The organism is Haematobacter genomosp. 1 (genome assembly GCF_002196855.1).
In the GTDB taxonomy this organism is placed as follows: Bacteria; Pseudomonadota; Alphaproteobacteria; order Rhodobacterales; family Rhodobacteraceae; genus Haematobacter.
In genome coordinates, this window is the sequence record NZ_NIPW01000005.1 from 23,854 (window position 1) to 44,164 (window position 20,311).

Annotated in this window: 16 protein-coding genes; 11 read left to right on the plus strand and 5 right to left on the minus strand. The window is 67.6% G+C overall.

Going from position 1 to position 20,311, the window contains the following annotated elements; translation table 11 throughout:
- Nucleotides 1–2 precede the first annotated feature (2 nt).
- From CDV49_RS02280 to CDV49_RS02300, 5 genes are all read left to right on the plus strand, one after another.
- Complete coding sequence (locus CDV49_RS02280) at nt 3–1,088, plus strand: FAD-binding protein (protein ID WP_088213962.1); 1,086 nt, start codon at nt 3–5, stop codon at nt 1,086–1,088.
- The gene (glcF, locus tag CDV49_RS02285; RefSeq protein WP_088213963.1) at nt 1,088–2,398 is read left to right on the plus strand and encodes a glycolate oxidase subunit GlcF; all 1,311 of its coding nucleotides are present in this window, start codon (nt 1,088–1,090) and stop codon (nt 2,396–2,398) included. Before CDV49_RS02280 ends, glcF begins: the two co-directional genes overlap by 1 nt.
- An 85-nt stretch (nt 2,399–2,483) precedes the next feature.
- The gene (locus CDV49_RS02290) at nt 2,484–3,863 is read left to right on the plus strand and encodes an aminotransferase family protein (RefSeq protein ID WP_088213964.1); all 1,380 of its coding nucleotides are present in this window, start codon (nt 2,484–2,486) and stop codon (nt 3,861–3,863) included.
- A 128-nt stretch (nt 3,864–3,991) separates the two neighbouring features.
- Nucleotides 3,992–4,237: a type II toxin-antitoxin system Phd/YefM family antitoxin gene (locus tag CDV49_RS02295; protein WP_088213965.1), complete on the plus strand. Its 246-nt coding sequence runs from the start codon at nt 3,992–3,994 to the stop codon at nt 4,235–4,237.
- The gene (locus tag CDV49_RS02300) at nt 4,237–4,638 is read left to right on the plus strand and encodes a type II toxin-antitoxin system VapC family toxin (protein WP_088213966.1); all 402 of its coding nucleotides are present in this window, start codon (nt 4,237–4,239) and stop codon (nt 4,636–4,638) included. The genes CDV49_RS02295 and CDV49_RS02300 overlap by 1 nt, the downstream gene beginning before the upstream one ends.
- A gap of 35 nt (nt 4,639–4,673) precedes the next feature.
- Here the strand turns inward: CDV49_RS02300 and CDV49_RS02305 are convergent, their stop codons facing one another.
- On the minus strand, nt 4,674–5,057 hold the full coding sequence (locus CDV49_RS02305; RefSeq protein ID WP_088213967.1) for a winged helix-turn-helix transcriptional regulator: 384 nt from the start codon (nt 5,055–5,057) through the stop codon (nt 4,674–4,676).
- Between the two features lie 105 nt (nt 5,058–5,162).
- On the opposite strand from CDV49_RS02305, the gene CDV49_RS02310 reads away from it, so the two are divergent.
- The 3 genes from CDV49_RS02310 to CDV49_RS02320 all read left to right on the plus strand — a co-directional run bounded on the left by CDV49_RS02310 (nt 5,163) and on the right by CDV49_RS02320 (nt 8,659).
- A complete protein-coding gene (locus CDV49_RS02310; protein ID WP_088213968.1) occupies nt 5,163–5,780 on the plus strand; it encodes an NAD(P)-dependent oxidoreductase in 618 nt (205 codons plus the stop codon).
- A 128-nt stretch (nt 5,781–5,908) separates the two neighbouring features.
- Nucleotides 5,909–7,945, plus strand: a complete 2,037-nt coding sequence (locus CDV49_RS02315; RefSeq protein ID WP_088214177.1) for an NADH:flavin oxidoreductase — start codon at nt 5,909–5,911, stop codon at nt 7,943–7,945.
- A 36-nt stretch (nt 7,946–7,981) separates the two neighbouring features.
- Nucleotides 7,982–8,659, plus strand: coding sequence for an SDR family oxidoreductase (locus CDV49_RS02320; RefSeq protein WP_088213969.1), 678 nt, complete (start codon nt 7,982–7,984; stop codon nt 8,657–8,659).
- A 9-nt stretch (nt 8,660–8,668) separates the two neighbouring features.
- Here CDV49_RS02320 and CDV49_RS02325 read toward each other — a convergent pair whose 3' ends face one another.
- Nucleotides 8,669–10,159: an MDR family MFS transporter gene (locus tag CDV49_RS02325; protein WP_088213970.1), complete on the minus strand. Its 1,491-nt coding sequence runs from the start codon at nt 10,157–10,159 to the stop codon at nt 8,669–8,671.
- Nucleotides 10,160–10,421: 262 nt separating this feature from the next.
- Here CDV49_RS02325 and CDV49_RS02330 point away from each other — a divergent pair, with 262 nt between their 5' ends.
- Complete coding sequence (locus CDV49_RS02330; RefSeq protein WP_218821865.1) at nt 10,422–12,656, plus strand: glycoside hydrolase family 3 N-terminal domain-containing protein; 2,235 nt, start codon at nt 10,422–10,424, stop codon at nt 12,654–12,656.
- Here CDV49_RS02330 and CDV49_RS02335 read toward each other — a convergent pair.
- Genes CDV49_RS02335 through CDV49_RS02345 form a run of 3 tightly spaced genes read right to left on the minus strand, consistent with a single transcriptional unit; the run spans nt 12,653 to nt 16,798 of the window.
- Complete coding sequence (locus CDV49_RS02335; RefSeq protein WP_088213972.1) at nt 12,653–14,980, minus strand: xanthine dehydrogenase family protein molybdopterin-binding subunit; 2,328 nt, start codon at nt 14,978–14,980, stop codon at nt 12,653–12,655. The two genes, CDV49_RS02330 and CDV49_RS02335, sit on opposite strands and share 4 nt — an antisense overlap.
- The gene (locus CDV49_RS02340) at nt 14,973–15,443 is read right to left on the minus strand and encodes a (2Fe-2S)-binding protein (protein ID WP_088213973.1); all 471 of its coding nucleotides are present in this window, start codon (nt 15,441–15,443) and stop codon (nt 14,973–14,975) included. The genes CDV49_RS02335 and CDV49_RS02340 overlap by 8 nt, the downstream gene beginning before the upstream one ends.
- Nucleotides 15,444–15,463: 20 nt before the next feature.
- Complete coding sequence (locus CDV49_RS02345; RefSeq protein WP_218821866.1) at nt 15,464–16,798, minus strand: c-type cytochrome; 1,335 nt, start codon at nt 16,796–16,798, stop codon at nt 15,464–15,466.
- 141 nt (nt 16,799–16,939) lie between these two features.
- Between CDV49_RS02345 and cydD the strand changes: the two genes are divergently transcribed.
- Both cydD and CDV49_RS02355 read left to right on the plus strand, forming a co-directional pair.
- Nucleotides 16,940–18,577: a thiol reductant ABC exporter subunit CydD gene (cydD, locus tag CDV49_RS02350; protein ID WP_088213975.1), complete on the plus strand. Its 1,638-nt coding sequence runs from the start codon at nt 16,940–16,942 to the stop codon at nt 18,575–18,577.
- Complete coding sequence (locus CDV49_RS02355) at nt 18,574–20,250, plus strand: amino acid ABC transporter ATP-binding/permease protein (protein WP_088213976.1); 1,677 nt, start codon at nt 18,574–18,576, stop codon at nt 20,248–20,250. Before cydD ends, CDV49_RS02355 begins: the two co-directional genes overlap by 4 nt.
- Nucleotides 20,251–20,311 lie beyond the last annotated feature (61 nt).

Genomic DNA, 20,311 nt, shown 5'->3' on the forward strand with positions numbered 1-20,311 from the left:
GAATGCGACCTGAAAGTGAAGAAGAGCTAGCCGAGGCGATCCGCCTTGCGACCGATCCGCTGGAAATCCGCGGCGGAGGCACCAGGACGACGGGGCGGCAGGAAACCAACGCCGCCGTGCTGGAGACGGGCGGGCTGCGGGGTATCCGCCTTTATGAGCCGGGCGCGCTGACGCTGGTGGTGGGCGCGGGCACGCCGCTTGCGGAGGTCGAAGCGGCGGTGACGGCGGAGCGTCAGCGGCTGCCGTTCGAGCCTGCCGACTGGGCGGGGCTGACCGGCGCGCCGGGGATCGGCACCATCGGCGGGGTGGTTGCCGCGAATGCCTCGGGGCCGCGACGGGTGCAGGCGGGGGCCTGCCGCGACAGCCTCATCGGGGTGCGGTTCGTGGATGGCAGCGGCACGGTGGTGAAGAACGGCGGACGGGTGATGAAGAACGTCACCGGCTATGATCTCGTCAAGCTCATGGCGGGGAGCTGGGGCACCCTCGGCGTACTGACGGAGGTGGCGTTCAAGCTGCTCCCTGCCGCGCAGGCCCAGGCCACGGTGGTGCTCCCCGATCTCGGCGCGGGAGAAGCGGTGCCGGCGCTCGCCTCCGGGCTGACCTCGCCCTATGACGTGAGCGGGGCTGGCTGGCTGCCGGGCGTCGGTGCGATGCTGCGGCTGGAGGGGCTGGAAGGCTCCGTCCGCCACAGGTCGGGCGCATTGGCGCGGCGGCTCGCGCCCTTTGGTGCCGCTGAGATCGTGGACGGGCAGGACCAGTGGCGTGCTCTGGCGGAGGTCAGGCCGTTCCACGGGCAGGCGGGTGATGTCTGGCGTTTCAACATCCGGCCCTCGGAAGCGCCGCGCCTTGTCGCGCGGCTGGATGCGCCCGTGGTGCTGGACTGGGGCGGCGGGCTGGTCTGGGCGCTGCTGCCCGAGGGAACGGACGCGCGTGCGCTTGCTGGCCCGCTAGCCGGACATGCCACGCGGATACGCGGCGCGGGAGCTGGAGCGTTCCCGCCCGAACTGCCGCCGATCGCGTCGCTGACGGCGGGTCTGCGGGCGCAGTTCGACCCGCGCGGCATTCTCAACCCCGGAAGGATGGGCTGATGCAGACCAATTTCACGCCCGAGCAACTGGAGGATCCGGGCACTGCCCGGGCCAATCAGGTTCTCCGCGCCTGCGTGCATTGCGGTTTCTGCACCGCGACCTGCCCGACCTATCAGGTGCTGGGCGATGAGCTGGACAGCCCGCGCGGCCGCATCTACCTCATCAAGGACATGCTGGAGCAGAACCGCCCGGCGGATGAAAAGACGGTCAAGCACTTGGACCGCTGCCTGTCCTGCCTGTCCTGCATGTCCACCTGTCCGTCCGGCGTGCATTACATGCACCTGATAGACCACGCGCGCGCGCATGTGGAAAAGACCTATCGCCGCCCGTGGATGGACCGGCTGCTGCGGGGAATGCTGGCGCGGATCCTGCCTTATCCCGGGCGCTTCCGGCTGGCGCTCAGGGGCGCGCAGCTCGCGCGGCCCTTCGCGGCGCTGATGCCGGACCGGCGGCTGCGGGCGATGCTGGACATGGCGCCCCGGACGCTGCCGAAGCCCAGCCCGAACGATGCGGCGCAGACCTTTCCGGCGGAGGGGGAGCGGCGGATGCGCGTGGCCTTGCTCATCGGCTGCGCGCAGCGGGCGCTGGACAGCGATATCAACGATGCGACGATCCGTCTGCTGACCCGGCTGGGTTGCGAGGTGGTGATCCCGCGCGGGTTGGGCTGCTGCGGCAGTCTCGTCCATCACATGGGCCGGGAGGGGGAGGCCCATGCGCAGGCCGCCGCCGCCATCCGGGCCTTCACCGGGGTGGAGGGGCTGGACGCCATCGTTATCAACACCTCCGGCTGCGGCACCACGATGAAGGACTACGGCCACATGTTCCGCAATGACCCGCTGGCGGCGGAGGCGGCGGAGGTGTCGCGCCTTGCCTGCGACATCTCCGAGCTGCTGGAGCGGCTGGGGGTGCCGGAGCAGGCCCCGCAGGGCATCCGCGTGGCCTATCACGCCGCCTGCTCGCTCCAGCACGGCCAGCAGGTGAAGACCGCGCCGAAGGCCGCCCTGAAACGCGCGGGGTTCGAGGTGGTGGAGCCTGCCGACCCGCATCTGTGCTGCGGCTCCGCCGGCACTTACAACCTGCTGCAACCCGAGATCTCGGCCGAGCTGAAGCGGCGGAAGGTTGCCACGCTGGAGGCGAAGGCGCCCGAGGTCATCGCGGCGGGCAATATCGGCTGCATGATGCAGATCGGCTCGGGCACTGCCGTGCCGGTCGTCCATACGGTGGAGCTCATCGACTGGGCGACGGGCGGGCCGATGCCGCGAAAGCTGGCGGGGCGCGATTTTCCCGGCCATTCCAGGCCCGCCGCGTGATGCGGTGCTTGATCCGCGGCGCGCTTCGCGCGATCCTCACCGGATCGCCCGCTGACCGCGGGACACTCTTGACCCGGATTGCCCCATGAACCTGCCCTTCTCTCAGAACGATCTCTCCCATGTGATCGAAACCGACCGTGCCCATGTCTGGCACCACCTGTTGCAGCACAAGGCGCTGGAAACGGCCGATCCGCGCATCATCGTGGAAGGCAAGGGGATGCGCGTCTGGGACGCGGCGGGGCGGGAGTTTCTGGATGCCGTCTCCGGCGGCGTGTGGACGGTCAACGTCGGCTACGGTCGGGAGAGCATTGCCAATGCCGTGCGCGACCAGCTGATCCGCATGAACTATTTCGCGCAGTCGGCGGGTTCCATTCCCGGTTCGCTGTTCGCCGAAAAGTTGATCGAGAAGATGCCCGGTCTGACGCGGGTCTATTACTCGAACTCCGGCTCCGAGGCGAACGAGAAGGTGTTCAAGATGGTCCGCCAGATCTCGGCGCGCCATCACAAGGGCCGCAAGAACAAGATCCTGTATCGGGAGCGCGATTATCACGGCACCACCATCGGTGCGCTGGCCTCCGCCGGGCAGCCGGAGCGCGCGGCGCTCTACGGCCCCTTCCCGGAGGGGTTCGTGCAGGTGCCGCATTGCCTTGAATACCGCAAGCAATGGGATGTCGAGAACTACGGCCAGCGGGCCGCCGATGCCATCGAGGAAGTGATCCTGCGCGAAGGGCCGGACACGGTGGGCCTGCTCTGCCTGGAGCCGATCACCGCGGGGGGCGGGGTGATCGTGCCGCCGGAGGGCTATTGGGAGCGCGTGCAGGAAATCTGCCGTAAGTATGACGTGCTGCTGCATATCGACGAGGTGGTCTGCGGTCTTGGCCGGACGGGCACGTGGTTCGGCTATCAGAACTACGGGGTGGAGCCGGACTTCGTGACGATGGCCAAGGGTGTCGCGTCCGGCTATGCCGCCATCTCCTGCACCGTGACGACGGAGGCGGTGTTCGATCTGTTCAAGGACGATCCCGCCGATCCCCTGTCCTATTTCCGCGACATCTCCACCTTCGGCGGCTGCGCCTCCGGCCCCGCTGCCGCGCTTGAGAACATGCGGATCATCGAAGACGAACAGCTTCTGGACAACACGCTTGCCATGGGGGGCCGGCTGATGGCCAACCTGGAGGCGCTGAAGGAGAAGCATGCCGTCGTGGGGGACGTGCGCGGCAAGGGCTTGTTCCAGGGCGCAGAACTGGTCGCCGACCGGAAGACGAAGGAGCCGGTGGACGAGAAGCTGGCCCAGCGGGTCGTGGCGGAGGCCAATGCGCAGGGTGTCATCATCGGGGTGACGAACCGGTCGCTGCCGGGGCTGAACAATACGCTCTGTCTCAGCCCCGCGCTGATCGCCACGCCCGATGATATCGACCGGATCACCGACGCGATAGACGTGGCGCTGACGAAGGTCTTTGGCTGATCCCGTCCGTCTTGTCCGCGGCAGCGCTTTGGGGCGGGGCTCGATGCCCCGGCTCAAAGCACGCACGGGCTTTGACTTTGCGCACCATTTGTCCTATCTATCTAGCCAGATAGCTAGACAGGTGTGTCATGTGGACGCTACAGGATGCAAAGAACCGGTTCAGCGCTGTGGTGGACGCCGCGCTTTCCGGGCGCCCTCAGGAGGTGAGCCGTCGCGGGAAGCCGGCGGTCGTCGTCCTTTCCGCTTCTGAATATCAGCGTCTGGTCCGTGATGCGCAGGCGGGACGGCGGAGTTTCGTGTCGCATCTGCTGGATTTTCCCGGGCTGGAGGATGTCTCACGCCCGAAGGTCAGGCCGCGCGACGTGGACTTCTGATGTATCTCCTTGATACCAATGTCATCTCCGCCGTGCGACGACCGGACAGGGCCCCGCAGGTCGCGCGCTGGCTGGCGGCCCGCCCGGAGGAGGAGCTGTTCCTCTCCGTCATCACGCTGGGGGAGATCGAGCGCGGCATCCGTCGGCAGGAGGCGCGGAACCCCGCCTTTGCCGCCGACCTTCGCGACTGGGTGGAGCGCACGGTCCTGCTGTTCTCCGACCGGATCCTGCCCTTCGGCGCGGAGGACGCGCTGATCTGGGGGCGGCTCTCGGCGGAGATCGGCCATGACGGGGCCGATCTGATGATCGCCGCGAGCGCACTGGCTCGCGATGCGGTGGTGGTGACAGGCAATGTCGCGGATTTTCTGCCGACAGGCGTGCGGCTGGACAACCCTTTCTGATCATACCGGCCCTTTGGATCAGGCCAGCCCTCTGATCAGACCAGCGTTTCCTCCCGTGCCTGCTGGAAGGCCGCGCGGGCTGCGCGGATGGCCGTATGGTGTTCCCCGGCCCAGCGGACCAATCCCTCAATATGCGGCAGGAAGCTCTCTCCCAAGGGGGTGAGCGCATATTCCACCGCGGGCGGCTTCAGCGGATAGACGGTGCGGGTAATCAGCCCGTCTTCCTCGAGCGCGCGCAGGGTGCGGGAAAGCATGCGCTTGGAGACATCGTCGATCGCGCGGAGCAGTTCCGAAAACCGGAGGGGTCTTTCGGCCAGATGCTGAAGGATCAGCGTGCTCCACCGATCGCCCAACCTGTCGAGAACGTCCCGGACGGGACAGTCATGTGCATAGATGGCTGTGGATCGGTGGAGCGTCATCGGGGGTCTCCAAGGTTACCTTGCAACGTTGTTGGCCCTTCTTGAGCCTGTCTCCCGTTTGCGTCAATATGCAGGTTACGTTTTGTTACCATATGGAGACGGATCATGGCGCAGATTGCTATTCTGGGCGGCACGGGGAATGTCGGACAAAGGCTGGTGGCGGAAGCGCTGCGGCGCGGCCATTCGGTCACCGTCATCGGCCGCAAGGCGCCGGCGACAGCGCTTCCGCAGGGTGTGACTTTCGTGCAGGGCGATGTGACGGCGCAGACGGATGCGCTGGCGAAATCCCTCGCCGGCACCGACTTGCTCATCAGCGCCGCACGGTTTGCCGATGTGACGGCGGATCAGGTGCTGACCCTCGTGGGGAAGGCGGGCATTCCGCGGCTGCTGGTCGTGGGAGGGGCAGGGTCGCTGGAGGTCGCTCCCGGAAAGCGGTTGGTCGATACGCCGGAATTCCCGGATGCCTACAAGTCCGAGGCGCTGCCGGGTGCCGATTTCCTCGACACGTTGCGGGGCGTGACGGATGTGGACTGGAGCTTCCTCTCTCCTGCCGCGATGTTCGGCCCCGGGGAGCGGACCGGGACGTTCCGCCTTGGCGGGGATCAGTTGCTGGTCGATGCGGCGGGCGAAAGCAGGATTTCCTATGAGGATTTCGCTGTCGCCCTGCTGGATGAGGTGGATACTCCGCACCACAGCCGCGCCCGCTTCACCATCGCCTACTGAAAGGGCGGGCCGGGGCGGCGGGGCAACACCCTGCTGCCCCCGGGCAATCACATGCGCGCCAACGGCAGTTCAGTGCTTGCCTGCGAGGGGATTTGGGAGAAGCCTGTGGCCGATAGCCAGAGGTCATGATGTCCAACGATCCGCTCCTCCAGCCTTACCAGTTGAAGCATCTCACGCTTCGCAACCGCATCCTCATCACCAGCCACGAACCCGCCTATGCCGAGGACGGCATGCCGAAGGCGCGTTATCGCGCCTATCACGGCGAGCGGGCGCGGGCGGGTGTGGCCCTGACGATGACCGCCGGATCGGCCTCCGTTTCACGCGACAGCCCGCCTGCGTTCAACAACATTCTCGCCTGGAAGGATGAGGTCGTGCCGTGGATGCGCGAGCTGGCCGACGAATGCCATGAGGCAGGGGCCGCGGTGATGATCCAGCTCACCCATCTGGGGCGCCGGACACGGTGGGACCAGGGGGACTGGCTGCCCGTCGTCTCCTCCGGCGGGGAGCGGGAGGCGGCGCACCGGGCGTTTCCGAAGCGCGTCGAGGAGTGGGACATCGCGCGGATCATCGGAGATTATGCCGACGCGGCGGAGCGGATGCAGGCGGCGGGTCTCGACGGGATCGAACTCGAGTGCTACGGCCACCTGCTCGACCAGTTCTGGTCGCCGCTGACGAATACGCTGGAGGCGCCCTATGGCGGCGATCTGGACAACCGCCTCCGGCTGACCTTCGATGTGCTGTCGGAGATCCGAAGGCGCTGCGGCCCGGAGTTCATCGTGGGGCTGCGGGCGACTTTTGACGAGCGGCTGCCCGGCGGGATCGACGGCGAGATGGGCCTTCGGATCGCGGAGCGGCTGACGGCCTCCGGCATGGTCGATTTCCTCAACGTCATCCGGGGGCATATCGACACCGATCCGGGCCTGACCGATGTCATTCCCATACAGGGCATGCCCGCGGCGCCGCATCTGGATTTCGCGGCCCGTATCCGGGCGGCGACCGGGCTTCCGGTGTTTCACGCCGCGCGGATACCGGACCTTGCCACGGCGCGGCACGCGGTGGCGAGCGGCGCGCTCGACATGGTCGGGATGACGCGGGCCCATTTGGCCGACCCGCATCTGGTGGCCAAACTGCTGGCGGGGGAGGAGGACCGCATCCGTCCCTGTGTCGGGGCGAACTATTGCCTCGACCGCATCTATCAGGGTGGCATGGCGCTCTGCCTGCACAACCCCTCCTCCGGGCGCGAGATCGAGCTTCCGCATCGCATCGCGCCGTCGGAGCACCCGCTGCGCGTGACCGTGGTCGGCGCAGGCCCCGGGGGTCTGGAAGCGGCGCGGGTGGCGGCGGAGCGGGGTCATGCGGTGACCGTGCTGGAAGCAGCCGCCCAACCCGGGGGGCAGCTCCGCCTTGCCGCGCGCAGCGAGCGGCGGCGGGAGATGCTCTCCGTCATCGGATGGCGTATGGCGGAATGCGAGCGGCGGGGTGTCAGCTTCCGTTTCAACACCTATGCCGAAGCGGAGACCGTGGCGGAAACCCGGCCCGATGTGGTGGTCGTGGCGACCGGGGGAATGCCGGACGGCCCCGTCCTTGCCAGGGGCGATGACCTGACCGTCTCTGCCTGGGATATCCTGTCGGGCGACGCGGCACCGGGACGGAACGTGCTGATCTACGACGATGCGGGCGACCATGCCGGATTGCAGGCCGCAGACATGATCGCCAGAAACGGCGGGCAGGTGGAGATCGTGTTCCCCGACCGGAACGTCGCCCCGGAGGTGATGAGCATGAACCTCGTTCCCTACGTGCGGTCCCTGCAGAAGGCAGGCGCGGTCATGACCGTGACCTGGCGCGTTCAGGAGGTGTCGCGTGACGGGAACGGCCTTATCGCGCGGCTGGGCAGCGATTATGGCGACGCGGTGCAGGAGCGGCGGGTGGATCAGGTCGTTGTCAACCATGGCACACGACCCCTTGATGATATCTACTTCGCGCTGAAGCCAGGGTCGCTGAACGGGGGTGCCGTGGATTACGCGGCGCTTGTCACGGGTGCGCCGCAGGGGATCGTCGCGAACGCCTCCGGGGGCTACCGGCTTTACCGGATCGGCGATGCTGTGGCCGCGCGGAATGTTCACGCGGCCATCCATGATGCGCTGCGGCTGGTGCGGCTGATCTGAGCTGGCAGCGGCGGGAGGAAGCGCTATCTCCCGCCCATGAAACGCGCGATCGTGACAGGGGGTGCCGGCCTCATCGGCACGGGACTCTGCGAGGCCCTGGCCTCGGCAGGGTGGGATGTCGCCTCACTCGACCTTCGGGAGGGGGCGGGCGCTGCGCAGCAGGTGATCTGCGACGTGACGGACGAGGGTTCCGTCGCAGCGGCTTTCGACATGCTGGGCTGGGACGAGATCGACCTGCTGGTGAACAACGCCGGGATCGCGAAACCCTATGGCGGGCCTCTGGCGGAGATGTCGCTTGCCGAATGGCGGCGGGTGGTGGACAGCCATCTGACCGGGGCCTTTCTTGTCACGCGGGCGGCCATTCCCCGGCTTCGGGCGGGCGGGTCCATCGTCAACATGGCGTCCACCCGCGCCGTCATGTCGGAGCCGGAGACCGAACCTTATGCCGCGTCCAAGGGCGCGTTGATCGCGCTGACCCACGCGCTTGCCGTGAGCCTTGGCCCGCGTATCCGGGTGAATGCGATTGCACCGGGATGGATCGCGGAGGGTGCTGGCCTTGGCCCGCGCGACCATGCCCAGCATCCGGCGGGACGGGTGGGAACGCCTGCGGATGTAGCGGAGGCGGTCCTATATCTTGCTTCTGCCGGGTTCATGACCGGTCAGGTTCTGGTGCTTGACGGCGGCATGACCCGGAAGATGATCTACGAGGACTGACCTGCCCTGCTAACCCGCCAGCCGCTTCCGGGGCAGCAGGATCGCAAGGATCAGCCCTGCGAGAGCAATGGTGGCAGAGGTGAGGTAAAGCGTGTGATAGGTCGTCGAGACGAGCGCCTCCGCCGCGAGCGCCCCCGGACCTCCACCCGCGACCTCGGCCCGCAGGCCTTCCAGCCCGGGGGATCCGGCGCTCTCCAGATGGGCGGACACGATTGCGCCGTAGATGGAAACCGCGACGGCCGCCCCGGCGATGCGGACGAGCGTAACGGCCCCGGTCGCGGCGCCTACATCCTTGCGCGGCGCCTCTGCCTGAACGCCGATCACCGGCGACTGCTGGACGAGTCCATTGGAAAAGCCGATTGCCATCATGACGGCGCCCACCACCCCATAGGAAGTTTGCCCCGCCGGGAGATAGGCCAATATGCACAGCCCGAGCGAGGCAAAGCCCATGCCGATCAACAACAGTTCCCGCAGCCGTCCCGTCCGGGAGATGACCTGCCCCGCGATGAGCGAGCCTATGGCCATGCCGCAGGTGATCGCGATGAAGAACAGGCCCGCTTTCGCGGGGGCGAGACCTGTCGAAAGCTGAAGATAGATAGCGTGATAATTCACGAGACCGATGGCGATGGCCCCGTTCGCCGCCCCGATGAGGAGGAGAAGCGGGAAGCTGCGGCTCTGAAAGAGGGACAGCGGGATGATCGGTTCCGCCGCCCGCCGCTCGAACCGCACCCAAAGCAGGATGCTCACGATCGCAAGCGTTGCAAGCCCCGCCGCGCCGAGGGCCGCGTGTCCCTCGAACACCTGCTGCACGTCCGCGAGCATGACGATACTGATGATGGCGATTGTCAGCGTCACCGCCCCCGCCACGTCGATCTTGCGCCGCACATAATTGCGCCGCCGCGGTAGCAGGAAGGTAAGGCCCAGGATCACCACCGCGCCGATGGGAAGGTTGATGAGGAAAATGCTGCGCCAGCCCCATATCTGCGTGAGCGTTCCGCCAAGCGCCGGGCCGATGGAAGCCGCGCACATGAGCACGAGGCTGGTGAAGCTCTGATATTTCGCCCGTTCCCGCGGCTCGAAAAGGTCGGCGTTCACCGAAAAGACGCTGACCATGACGCCACCACCGCCAAGCCCCTGGAGAACGCGGGCCGCGATCAGCCAGTTTATGTCCGGCGCGAGGCCGCAGGCGAAGGAGCCGACGAGGAACAGCACAACGGCAAACAACAGCACGGGCTTCCTGCCGAACATGTCGCCGAGCTTGCCGTAGATCGGCATGGTGGCACATTGGGCAAGCATGTAGGCGGCGGTGATCCAGCCGATCCGCTCCGCCCCCTGCAGGTCGCCGATGATCGCGGGCAGCGCCGTGGAGACCACCTGCACGTCAAGCATCGCCATGAAGATCGTGAGCATCAGGAGAGCAAAGATCGTCATCTTGCGCGAATGCGGCAGCAGCGCCGCCGGGGGCAGATCGGAGGGAGCTGCGACTGTGGTATCGCTCATCGGCTTTTCCGCTATGGAGATATTGGGGGCGGGTTAAGCCTGACGACGGCGAGAGGCAATCCACCCTGCGACAACATGCGGCATTTTTGCCTCTCGGCAAGGTGCGACGTGGCGGGTGCAGCCGCGCGTCAGCGCAGCAGAGCAGGGAGGTGGCCCATATGGACGTGGCCCATGGCGAGCATGGGGCGAGGCTTGCCAAGCGGCGCGCGTGAGGTCTAAATCGCGACGGACCTCCCTGAACAGCGAAACCATGAGCCTCCGAATGAGCCGGCGTGATCTTCTTCTGGCTGGGGCCGCGATGCCGGTGCTGCTTTCGGTTGTTCCCGCACGGGGCGAGGCGCAGCGGATCGAGACACTGCTGGACCGTATGACCCTGGAGGAAAAGGCGGGGCAACTGACGCTCGTCAACGACCCGTTCCGCTGGCGGCCGGGAAACGTCAATCCCGACGCCTTCGATCCCGGCCAGCAGGCCGTGGCGCAGGAGATCCGTGAGGGCCGGATCGGCGCGCTTTTCAACGGAATCGGCGCGGCGCAGGCGCGGTATGCCCAGCATCTGGCCGTGCAGGAAAGCCGGCTGGGCATACCGCTGCTGCTGGCCGCCGATGTCATTCACGGGTTGCGGACGATCTTTCCCGTGCCGTTGGCGGAGACGGCGAGCTGGGATCCCGATCTCGCCGCCCGCACGGCCCGCGCCGCCGCAACGGAAGCGGGCGCTTCCGGCATCCATCAGACCTATGCCCCGATGGTGGATATCGCGCGGGATCAACGCTGGGGCCGCGTGGTGGAGGGGGCGGGAGAGGACGTCCTTCTCGGTCGCCTTTTCGCTGCAGCCCGGGTGCGCGGGTTTCAGGGAGACGAGCTGCGGGACGCCTCCTCCCTCGTCGCCACGCCGAAGCACTTCGCGGCCTATGGCGCGGCGGAAGGCGGGCTGGATTATGCGGGGGCGGAGCTGTCAGAGCGGGCGCTGAGAGAGGTGTATCTGCCGCCCTTTCGGGCTGCGTTCGACGCGGGCGCATGTTCGGTGATGTGCGGGTTCAATACGGTCAACGGAATCCCAGCCACCGCCGACCCTTGGCTGCTGCAACAGGTGCTGCGGCGGGAATGGGGTTTCCGCGGCTATGTCGTGTCCGATTACACCGCCGATGCGGAGCTTGTCTCGCATGGTTTTGCAGAGGACGCGCGCGATGCGGTGCGTCTGGCCTTTCTGGCGGGAGTGGACATGTCGATGAACAGCCGCCTCTACCAGCGCTACCTGCCGGAGCTGGTGGCGGAAGGCGTGGTGCCGATGGCCCGGCTGGATGATGCGGTGCGCCGCGTCCTGCGGGTGAAGGAGGCGCTCGGACTGTTCGACGATCCGTGGCGGGGGATGGATTCAGAACGGGAGGCGCGGGTGGTCCGCGCGCCCGCCCATGTCGCGCTGGCGCGGGACGCGGCGCGCCGCTCTGTCGTTCTGCTCAGGAACGAGGGGGGGCTGCTGCCGCTTCGCCCCGATCTTCGGCTCGCGCTGATCGGCCCTTTCGGCGCAGATGCGGACAACGTGCTCGGCCCGTGGTCGATCTTCGGTGAGCGGGAGCATGCGGTCACGCTGGAGGCTGGTATTCGGGCGGCCATCGCCGATCCCGACCGGCTGACGGTGGTCCCCGGCTCCGGGATCGAGAGCGACCTGCCGGGCGGCATCGACGCGGCGGTTGCTGCGGCAGGCGCCGCGGATGTCGTCCTGCTGGCGGTGGGGGAAAGCCAGTGGATGTCCGCCGAGGGTCATTCCCGCACCGAAATCGACCTGCCGCCGCCGCAGGCCGCGCTGGTCGAGGCCGTCATGCAGGCCGGTCGGCCCGTTGTGGTCCTGCTCAAAACCGGGCGCGCCCTGGCCCTGACCGGCAGTGTGGCAGAGGCCGATGCCATCATGGTCACATGGTTTCTGGGGCAGGAGGAGGGGAATGCCGTGGCTGACCTGCTGTTCGGCTCGGCCGCCCCTTCCGGTCGCCTGCCGGTGAGCTTTCCGCTCAGGACGGGGCAGCAGCCCTTCTACTACGCGCGCCTGTCCACGGGCCGGCCCGCGCAGGCAGCGGATCAGGCCTATACAGCGCATTACCGCAACCTGCCCGATGGCGCGCTCTATCCCTTCGGACATGGTCTGACCTACGGGTCGGTGCGCTATGAGCCGCCCCGGTTGACGGCGGAGCGGCTGATGGCGGGCGGTCGGCTTACGGCCACGGCGCGGCTGGTCAATGACGGGGCCCGGGATGCGGATGAGGTGGCGCAGCTTTACCTGCGCGACAGGGCCGCCCGGGTGGTGCAACCACGGCGACTGCTGAAGGCCTTCAGTCATGTCACCGTACCCGCAGGCGGCGCGGTTGAGGTGAGCTTCGATCTGGGAGTGGGTGAATTGGCCTATCTCGGGCCGGATATGCAGCCCACCGCCGATCCGGGCTGGTTCGATCTGTGGATCGCGCCCAATGCGGAAAGCGGCGTCGCCGCCGCCTTCCGTCTCGATTAGATTTTCTGTGCCGTCTGGCCGAGAGCGGCCAGAATGGCGTCCGGCATGATGGGCAGGTGCCGCATTCGGATACCGACCGCGTTGAAGATCGCATTGCCGATGGCCGGAGCCACGACCGTGGTTGCCGGCTCTCCCAGCCCCACGGGGGCTTCCGTGCTGGGCAGGAAGGCGATGTCGATCTCCGGCGTGTCGATCATCCTGAGCGGTGTATAGGTATCGAGGTTGTGATCGCGCACATTTCCGCCTTCGAACGCCGTGCCCTCATAGAGCGCCATGGACAGACCCCAAAGAGTTGCGCCCTCCGTCTGGGCCAGCGCGCCATCCGGGTCCACGATGATGCCGGCATCCGTGGCGATTGCGAGCTTCTCCACCCGGACATAGCCGGTTTTGCGGTCCACGTGCACACGCGCGCCGCAGCCCACCCATGTCGGCATGTCGCGCTCCTGCCCGAAGCTGGTCGCAAGGCCGATGCCGGTATCGGCCGGCATTTCGCTGCCCCAGCCGATCATCTCTGCCGCACGGCGGAGGGCGGCTGCCTGCCGCGAGGCACCGCCCACCGCAAGCGGCGCGCTCCCCGCGTTCCTTCCCTCCGGGCGGAGCAGCGACAGGCGGAACTCAAGCGGATCACGGCCGAGCTTGTGGGCCGCCTCATCCATGAAACTCTCCACCGCCCAGATCGTCCAGCCCGGCCCGACAGACCGGAGCCAGCCAGGCCGGAAGGTGGCATTGGCAAGATCGTTGGAAATCGCGCGGACCTTCTGCTTGCCCACGCTGTACCAATGGTCGGCGCCGGAAATCGCAAAGGGATCGTAGGGTTCCCCATTCGCGGCCTTGGGCAAGGCAGGGGGTGCCATCACCTGTGTCGGCCAGCCGGCGGCCGCGTCATGCTCCATCGCGGTGACCTGCCCCTGCGTGTCGAAGGCCATGGCCACACGCTGCACGGAGGCGGAGCGGGGGCTGTCGAACAGCACGTCCTGTTCGCGCGTCATGATCATCTTGACCGGTTTGCCGTTCAGCGCCTTGGAGGCGAGCGCGACCGGAACGGCATAGTCGCCGTTCAGCCGCCGTCCGAATCCGCCGCCCAGCATATAGGTGCGCATCACGATCCGATCCGCCGGCTCGCCGAGCGCGGCGGCGAGGCTTGGCAGGATCAGCGACTGCCACTGGTTGCCGGTATGGATCTCCCAGATGCCGTCGGCGTTGCGGAAGGCGGCGGCATTCAGCGGCTCCAGCTGGAAGTGAAGCACGGTCGCCGTGGTATATTCCGCCTCCAGTTTGTCCGCCGCAGCGGCAAAGGCGGGGGCTGTGTCGCTGTCACCCGTGTCGAGGATCGCACCGGTTTTCCCGTCCGCTATGAGCTTGCGCGCGTGGTCGAGAATATCGCCCTCCGTCACCTTGGCGGTCGGCCCCGCGTCCCAGGTGACCTTGACCTGTGCCGCCGCCCTTTGCGCGGCAAGGTGGCTTGAGGCGATGACCATGACCCATCCCGGAACGGTCCCGGAGGCATCGTCGAGCGTGATGGTCTGCTGATAGCCCTTCACCGCCTTTGCGGCGCTGTCGTCAACGGCCTTGACCTTGGAGCCGACGCGCGTCGGCGGCAGGATGGGTGCAGCCCAGACCGCGCCGTCGATCTTCGCGTCGATGCCGAAGATCGTCTTGCCGGTGATCTTGTTCGGAATGTCCAGCGCCTCGACATCCTGACCGACGAGCCGCAGATCGCCGACGGGCTTCAGCGGCAGCGCCTTCAGCTCATCCTCCGTGAAAGCGCGCGTGATGCCGTCCGAGATCAGTTCTCCGTAGGAAAGGGAATTGGCGCCCGAGGTCACGCGCCCCTCCCGCGCCACGCAATCTGCCGGCGATACGTTCCAGCGGGCGGCGGCGGCTTCGGTCAGGGCGGTGCGCCCGGCGGCGCCCGCCTGCCGGTATATTCCCCAGCTCTGTGCGACGGACCAGCTTCCGCCCGTCACCATCATGCCCCACTTCGCGGCGCTGTCCACATGGGTGATGCGCACATCCGCCCATGGAACCTCCAGTTCGTCCGCGAGGATCCGGGCGATGGCGGTGCCGACATGCTGGCCCATCTCCGCCCGGATGATGTTGACCTCCACCTTTCCCTGACTGTCGATCGTGTACCAGATCGTCGGCTCGAAGACGGCACCCACGGGCGGCACCGGCACCCCATCCGGCTGGGCCGGGTCCATCGCGGCGAATGCGTGGCGGGCATAGCCGAAAGTGACGCCCGCGGCTGTCATGGTGATGAGGAAACCGCGCCGGGTCAGGCCACGGATGCCCTCTCCCCGCGGCGGAAGACGGAGGTTACCCATTGGTCGTCTCCCGGAGTTCGGCCGCAGCCGCGCGGATGGCCTTGCGGATGCGGACATAGGTCATGCAGCGGCACAGATTGCCCGTCATCACCGCGTCTATGTCGGCATCGGTCGGGTCGGGGATGTCTTTCAGAAAGGCCGCTGCCTGCATGATCTGGCCGGGCTGGCAATAGCCGCACTGGGGCACGCGGATTGTCCGCCATGCCTTCTGCACGGGATGGGCGCCGTCGGGGTGCAAACCCTCGATCGTCGTGATCTCCGTGCCTTCCACCGACGAAAGCGGCGTGATGCAGGATCGCGTCGCGCGCCCGCCGACATGCACGGTACAGGCCCCGCACATGCCGATCCCGCAGCCGAACTTCGTCCCGGTAAGCCCGGCGATGTCACGGATCACCCAGAGGAGCGGGGTGTCATCCTCGGCATCCACTGTCACCGGCTGTCCGTTCAGGGTGAACTTGGTCATCTGGTCACCTCCTGACCCGTTCAATGTGCAAGCGGCGGCTCCGCACGGATACGCGCCACGGCCTTTTCCAGATCGGGCCAAGGACGTTCCGTCGTGCGGGTCGCGCGCAGATAGGCGGCGATGGCGGCCACCTGACCGTCATCAAGCGCATGGCCGAAGGCGGGCATGACGATGCCCGTCATTCCCTGATCGGCGCGCAGCCCGTCAAGGATCACGTGGATCAGGTTGGCCGGATCGGAGAGCCGCGTGGAGGAGTTGATGCCCAGATCGGGCCGCCCCTTCACGATCTCCCCGCTGTTGTAGTGGCAGGAGGCGCAGGCCGTCGCATAGAGACGCTGCCCTTCCTGAAGCCGGTAGTCCGCCTGCGGCGCCTCCGCCTGCAAGGCGGCGAGAACAGCGGGGCTCTGCCCTTCATCTGCGGGAGGGGCGCCGACGATATCGCCCAGATAGATGCCGATGGCCCAGAGGTCGCTGTCGGGGAGCTCACGGATCCCCGCATGCACGACAGGCGCCATCGGCCCAGCCGCCGCACCGTGGTAGGTGGTCGCCCCGGTTGCGAGGTAGTCGTGAAAGTCCGCCGCGCGCCAGGGAACGCCCGCAGGGTTCCGCGCGGTCAGGGGCGGTGCATACCAGTTGTCGATGGGCGCGCCCTCATACTGCGCGGCCCTCTGCTCCGCGCCAAGACGGTTGCGCGGCGTGTGGCAGGCGCCGCAATGGGCGATGCCTTCCGCCAGATAGGCACCACGGTTCCATTCTACGGGTTTTCCGGGGTCGGGCACAAAGGGATGCAGATCCGCAAAGAGGAGCTTCCAGCCAGCCTGAAGGAACCGCAGGTCGAGCGGGAAGGGCAGCTCATTCGTCTGCTTCACGGCCTTCACCGGCGGCACACTGCTCATGATATAGGCATAGAGCGCCGAGATATCAGCATCCGTGATGCGGGAGAAATGGTCGTAGGGAAAGGCGGGAAAGAGATGCTCCCCCTTTTGCCCGATACCTTGGCGCATGGCGCGGGCGAAGGCCGCTTCAGACCATGTGCCGATCCCGGTCTCCGGCTCCGGCGTGATGTTGCTGGAGTAGATCGTGCCGAAATCCGTCTTCATCGCGTAGTTGCCCGCATAGGGCGCCGCATCGCGGGAGGCGGTGTGGCAGGTCGCGCAATAGCCGGCCGCAGCGAGAATTCGGCCTTTTTCAACCAGTGCCGGGTCGAAGCTGTCCGGCGCGGGCCTTGCCACCGGCGCGATGGCTGGATGCCAGGCGTAGATACCGAAGCCGATCGCGCCCACCACAGCGATCGCCGCAAGTCCACCGAGCACGCGCCCAATCATTTTCGCCTCGCTTCCGCTGGGTCCAGTCATCTTCTCACCCGCTGCGGGCGAGTGCAATCCACTTTGAAAGTAGCCTCTCCGCCGCCTGCGGCATTATGTCGGCGGAATAAGTCCTTCCTCCGCCTCAAGGTTAGTGTGAAGATCACACACGTCCATACGAGGCGGTCCGCCATGACGGAAACTCTGCCGAACAAGAACAGGATCACTGCGGCCTCGGCGCTCTCCACGCTGGCGTCACTTCTGTGGTTGCCGCAGGCGGCGCTGCTTGCGGTGTGCATCGGGCGGATGGCGGCCGGTTCCGGCGACGTTCTCCTGCCGGTTGCGGGCTTTGTGCTTCTCCGCCTTGTCCAGGCGGGTGCTCAGGCGCTGTCGGAGCGGCTGGCCTTTCGCGCGGCCAGGGCGGAACTGTCCGGGCTCCGGTCGCGGGTGGTCACCTCGCTGGCCGGCCATGCCCCGTTCGATGCGGCGCGCCCCTCCTCCGGGCTCGCGGCAAGTGCGCTGGCCGAGCAGGCCGAACTGATCGTGCCCTACCTGAGCCGCTTCCGCCCCGCGCGGTTCCGGGCGACGGTGGTGCCGGTGGTGATCTTTCTGGTGATCTTTCCGCTGTCGTGGCTGGCGGCGCTGGCGCTGCTCATCGCGCTCCCGGTCATCCCGCTGTTCATGGCGCTGATCGGCTGGCGGGCAAAGGCGGCGAGCGAGGCGCAACTGGGCGCAGTCGGCACGTTCAACGGTTTCCTGCTCGACAGGTTGCGCGGCATGGCGACGATCCGGGGGCTGGGCGCCGTGGGCGGGGCGGAGGCCCGGCTGGCCGCGATGGCGGGCGATCTTCGGGACCGGACCATGGCAGTGCTGCGGATCGCGTTTCTCTCCTCCGCGGTGCTGGAGCTTTTTTCGGCTCTCGGGGTGGCGATGGTGGCGGTCTATGTGGGCTTTCACCTGTTGGGACAGTTGCCCTTCGGGGCCTGGGGGGGGCGGCTTTCGCTGCCGGAAGGGATGTTCATTCTGCTGCTCGCGCCCGCGTTCTTCGAACCGATGCGGGATCTGGCGGCGGTGTGGCACGATCGGGCGGCAGGGGAGGCGGCGCTCGACAAGCTGGGCGGGCTTGTCCCTTCCGGGATGACGTTCGCCGGTGCTCTGTCCCGGCCCATCCGGTCGGGGGAGGAGGTGAAACCGCCCTCGGTGCTGCTGGAAGCAGCACAGCCCGCACGGGAGGACAGCCGCCCGGTAAGCTTCAGCGTGGCGGCGGGTGAGCACGTCGCCCTGACCGGGCCAAGCGGGTCCGGCAAGTCCACTGCCATCGGCCTGATCGCGGGTCTCGTGCCGCTCGCCTCCGGCCGGGTGCTCCTGGGCGGGGTGCCCATGGCGGGGGAGGGCGCCGCGACGTTGCGCGCGGGGATGGCATGGCTGGGGCAGGAGCCGCACCTTCTTCCGCTGTCGCTCGCTGAGAATGTGCGGGCAGGCCGGGAGATCTCCGATGAGGACGTCGCCGCGGCGCTGTCATTGGCCGGGCTGTCACGCCTCGCCGCGTTGCGCGGTGGCACGCCGCTTGGTGAGGACGGCGCAGGGCTCTCCGGCGGGGAGGTGATGCGCCTGGCGCTGGCGCGCGCCGCCGCATCGCCTGCGGGCCTGATCCTCGCGGACGAACCAACCGCCCATCTGGACAGAGCGACCGCGGATGCAGTGACGGAGGGATTACTGAGGCTTGCCCGCGGGCGCACGCTCATCGTCGCCACCCATGATCCCCGGCTTGTCGCGCGGCTGGACCGCACCATCGCGATGGCTCCCGCAAGCAGGGAGGCTGCGGCATGACCCGTATGCGCAAGGACTTTGCCCCGGTGGTTCGCGCGCTTGCGGCAGGGCGGGAACGGCGGCTTCTGCTCGGCGCAGGGCTTGCCGCGGTTACGGCTCTGGCGGGTGTCGCGCTGCTGGGTCTTTCGGGATGGTTCATCACCGCGACGGCGCTCGCGGGGTTGTCGACGGCAACGGCGTTGAGCTTCGGTGTCCTGATGCCTGCCGCGGGAATTCGTCTGCTCGCCGTTCTCCGCACCGTGGCCCGCTATGGTGAGCGGCTGGTGACCCACGGCGCGACGCTGGGCGCGCTGGCGGAGCTGCGGGTGCGCCTGTTCCGGGGGTGGAGCCCTGCCGAGGCGGCAGGCGCGCTTGCCACCCGCCCCTCGCGCCTGCTTTTTCGGATCAGCGCCGACAGCGAAGCGCTGGATTCCCTTTATCTGCGGGTTGCCGTCCCGCTGGCGGCGGCGGGCCTGGCGGGGCTGGCGGTCGGGCTGGCATTGTCGCTGGTCTTTCCGGTGCTGGGTGTTGGCGCCTTCATCGTGCTGATGGCGGCGATGGCGATCATTCCGCTGCTCTCGCTCCGGACGGGGTCATCCGCGATATATGCGCGCAGCCGATGGCTGGAGGGTTTGCGCGGCCATGTGATCACGCTTGTGCGAAATCAGGCGGATTACGCGATGACCGGCCGTCTTGCGGCAGAATGCAAGCGGATTGCCGTTTTGGATGACGCACTGGGGCGCGCCGACGACCGTGCCAATCGCGTCGAGGTCGCTGCCGGCGTTGGCGCGACCGCCATCAGCGCCGTGCTGATCGCGGCTGTGACACTCGCCGTTGCAGGGATGGTGGCGGAAAACCGCATCGGTGTGCCGGTGGCGGCTTTCTGCATTCTGCTGGCCGTGGCGGCAGGTGATCCGTTGGCCGCGTTGCGGCGGGTGGGCGCGGAGGCGGCCCGCGCGCGGGTGGCGGCGCGGCGGCTTGGCCCCCGGTTGGGGATGCTGCCTTCGCCCGCGCCGCTTCCCCTCCCGCCTGAGGGGCAGGCCGTGGTGTTGCGGCATGTGGCCGCTGGTCCCGTCACGCGGGGGGAAACGCTGCATGACATCACACTGACCCTGCGGAGGGGGGAGAAGGCCGCCGTCATCGGCCCGTCAGGGGCGGGTAAATCGACGCTTCTTCTGCTGCTCGCGGGGGAGATCCGGGCGAGGCGGGGAGAGGTGGCCGCCCTGCCGTCTACCTTGCTGACCCAGCGGAACGAGCTTTTTCAGGACAGCCTCGCCGATAACCTCCGCCTTGCTGCCCCCTGCGCCGATGACGCGGCGCTGGTCCGCGGGCTGGAGGACGCAGGGCTTCATCCCTTCACCGCTCGCCTTGCCTTTCCGCTGGGCGAGGGGGGTATCGGCCTGTCGGGAGGAGAGGCCCGCCGGCTGGCCCTCGCACGGCTGTTTCTGCGCCCCGCGCCGCTCTGGCTGCTCGATGAGCCGACGGAGGGCATAGATGCAACAACGGCACGGGATATCGCCCAGCGGCTTGAATTGCACCGGTCCGGTCACACAATGGTGATCGTGACCCATGTGCAGCGGGAGGCGGACGGCGCCGACCTGCTGATCGCGATGGAGGAGGGCCGGATCGCCCGCATCCATCGGCCAGGGGAGGCGGGCTATACCGCCGCCCTTTCGGCGCTGCGTCCCGATTAGGACGGCCGCGCCCCTGCCAGACCGACGCCCGCGCGCCGCGGACGCCTTGGAACGGAGCAAG

Bases quoted from the DNA above. Each gene is read 5' to 3' on its own strand.
- CDV49_RS02355 (WP_088213976.1), top strand. From the start codon at position 18,574: ATGACCCGTATGCGCAAGGACTTTGCCCCGGTGGTTCGCGCGCTTGCG.
- CDV49_RS02310 (WP_088213968.1), top strand. From the start codon at position 5,163: ATGGCGCAGATTGCTATTCTGGGCGGCACGGGGAATGTCGGACAAAGG.
- CDV49_RS02305 (WP_088213967.1), bottom strand. From the start codon at position 5,057: ATGACGCTCCACCGATCCACAGCCATCTATGCACATGACTGTCCCGTC.
- glcF (WP_088213963.1), top strand. From the start codon at position 1,088: ATGCAGACCAATTTCACGCCCGAGCAACTGGAGGATCCGGGCACTGCC.
- CDV49_RS02300 (WP_088213966.1), top strand. From the start codon at position 4,237: ATGTATCTCCTTGATACCAATGTCATCTCCGCCGTGCGACGACCGGAC.
- CDV49_RS02290 (WP_088213964.1), top strand. From the start codon at position 2,484: ATGAACCTGCCCTTCTCTCAGAACGATCTCTCCCATGTGATCGAAACC.
- CDV49_RS02315 (WP_088214177.1), top strand. From the start codon at position 5,909: ATGTCCAACGATCCGCTCCTCCAGCCTTACCAGTTGAAGCATCTCACG.
- CDV49_RS02325 (WP_088213970.1), bottom strand. From the start codon at position 10,159: ATGAGCGATACCACAGTCGCAGCTCCCTCCGATCTGCCCCCGGCGGCG.
- CDV49_RS02330 (WP_218821865.1), top strand. From the start codon at position 10,422: ATGAGCCGGCGTGATCTTCTTCTGGCTGGGGCCGCGATGCCGGTGCTG.
- CDV49_RS02295 (WP_088213965.1), top strand. From the start codon at position 3,992: ATGTGGACGCTACAGGATGCAAAGAACCGGTTCAGCGCTGTGGTGGAC.
- CDV49_RS02320 (WP_088213969.1), top strand. From the start codon at position 7,982: ATGAAACGCGCGATCGTGACAGGGGGTGCCGGCCTCATCGGCACGGGA.
- CDV49_RS02345 (WP_218821866.1), bottom strand. From the start codon at position 16,798: ATGACTGGACCCAGCGGAAGCGAGGCGAAAATGATTGGGCGCGTGCTC.
- CDV49_RS02335 (WP_088213972.1), bottom strand. From the start codon at position 14,980: ATGGGTAACCTCCGTCTTCCGCCGCGGGGAGAGGGCATCCGTGGCCTG.
- CDV49_RS02340 (WP_088213973.1), bottom strand. From the start codon at position 15,443: ATGACCAAGTTCACCCTGAACGGACAGCCGGTGACAGTGGATGCCGAG.
- cydD (WP_088213975.1), top strand. From the start codon at position 16,940: ATGACGGAAACTCTGCCGAACAAGAACAGGATCACTGCGGCCTCGGCG.
- CDV49_RS02280 (WP_088213962.1), top strand. From the start codon at position 3: ATGCGACCTGAAAGTGAAGAAGAGCTAGCCGAGGCGATCCGCCTTGCG.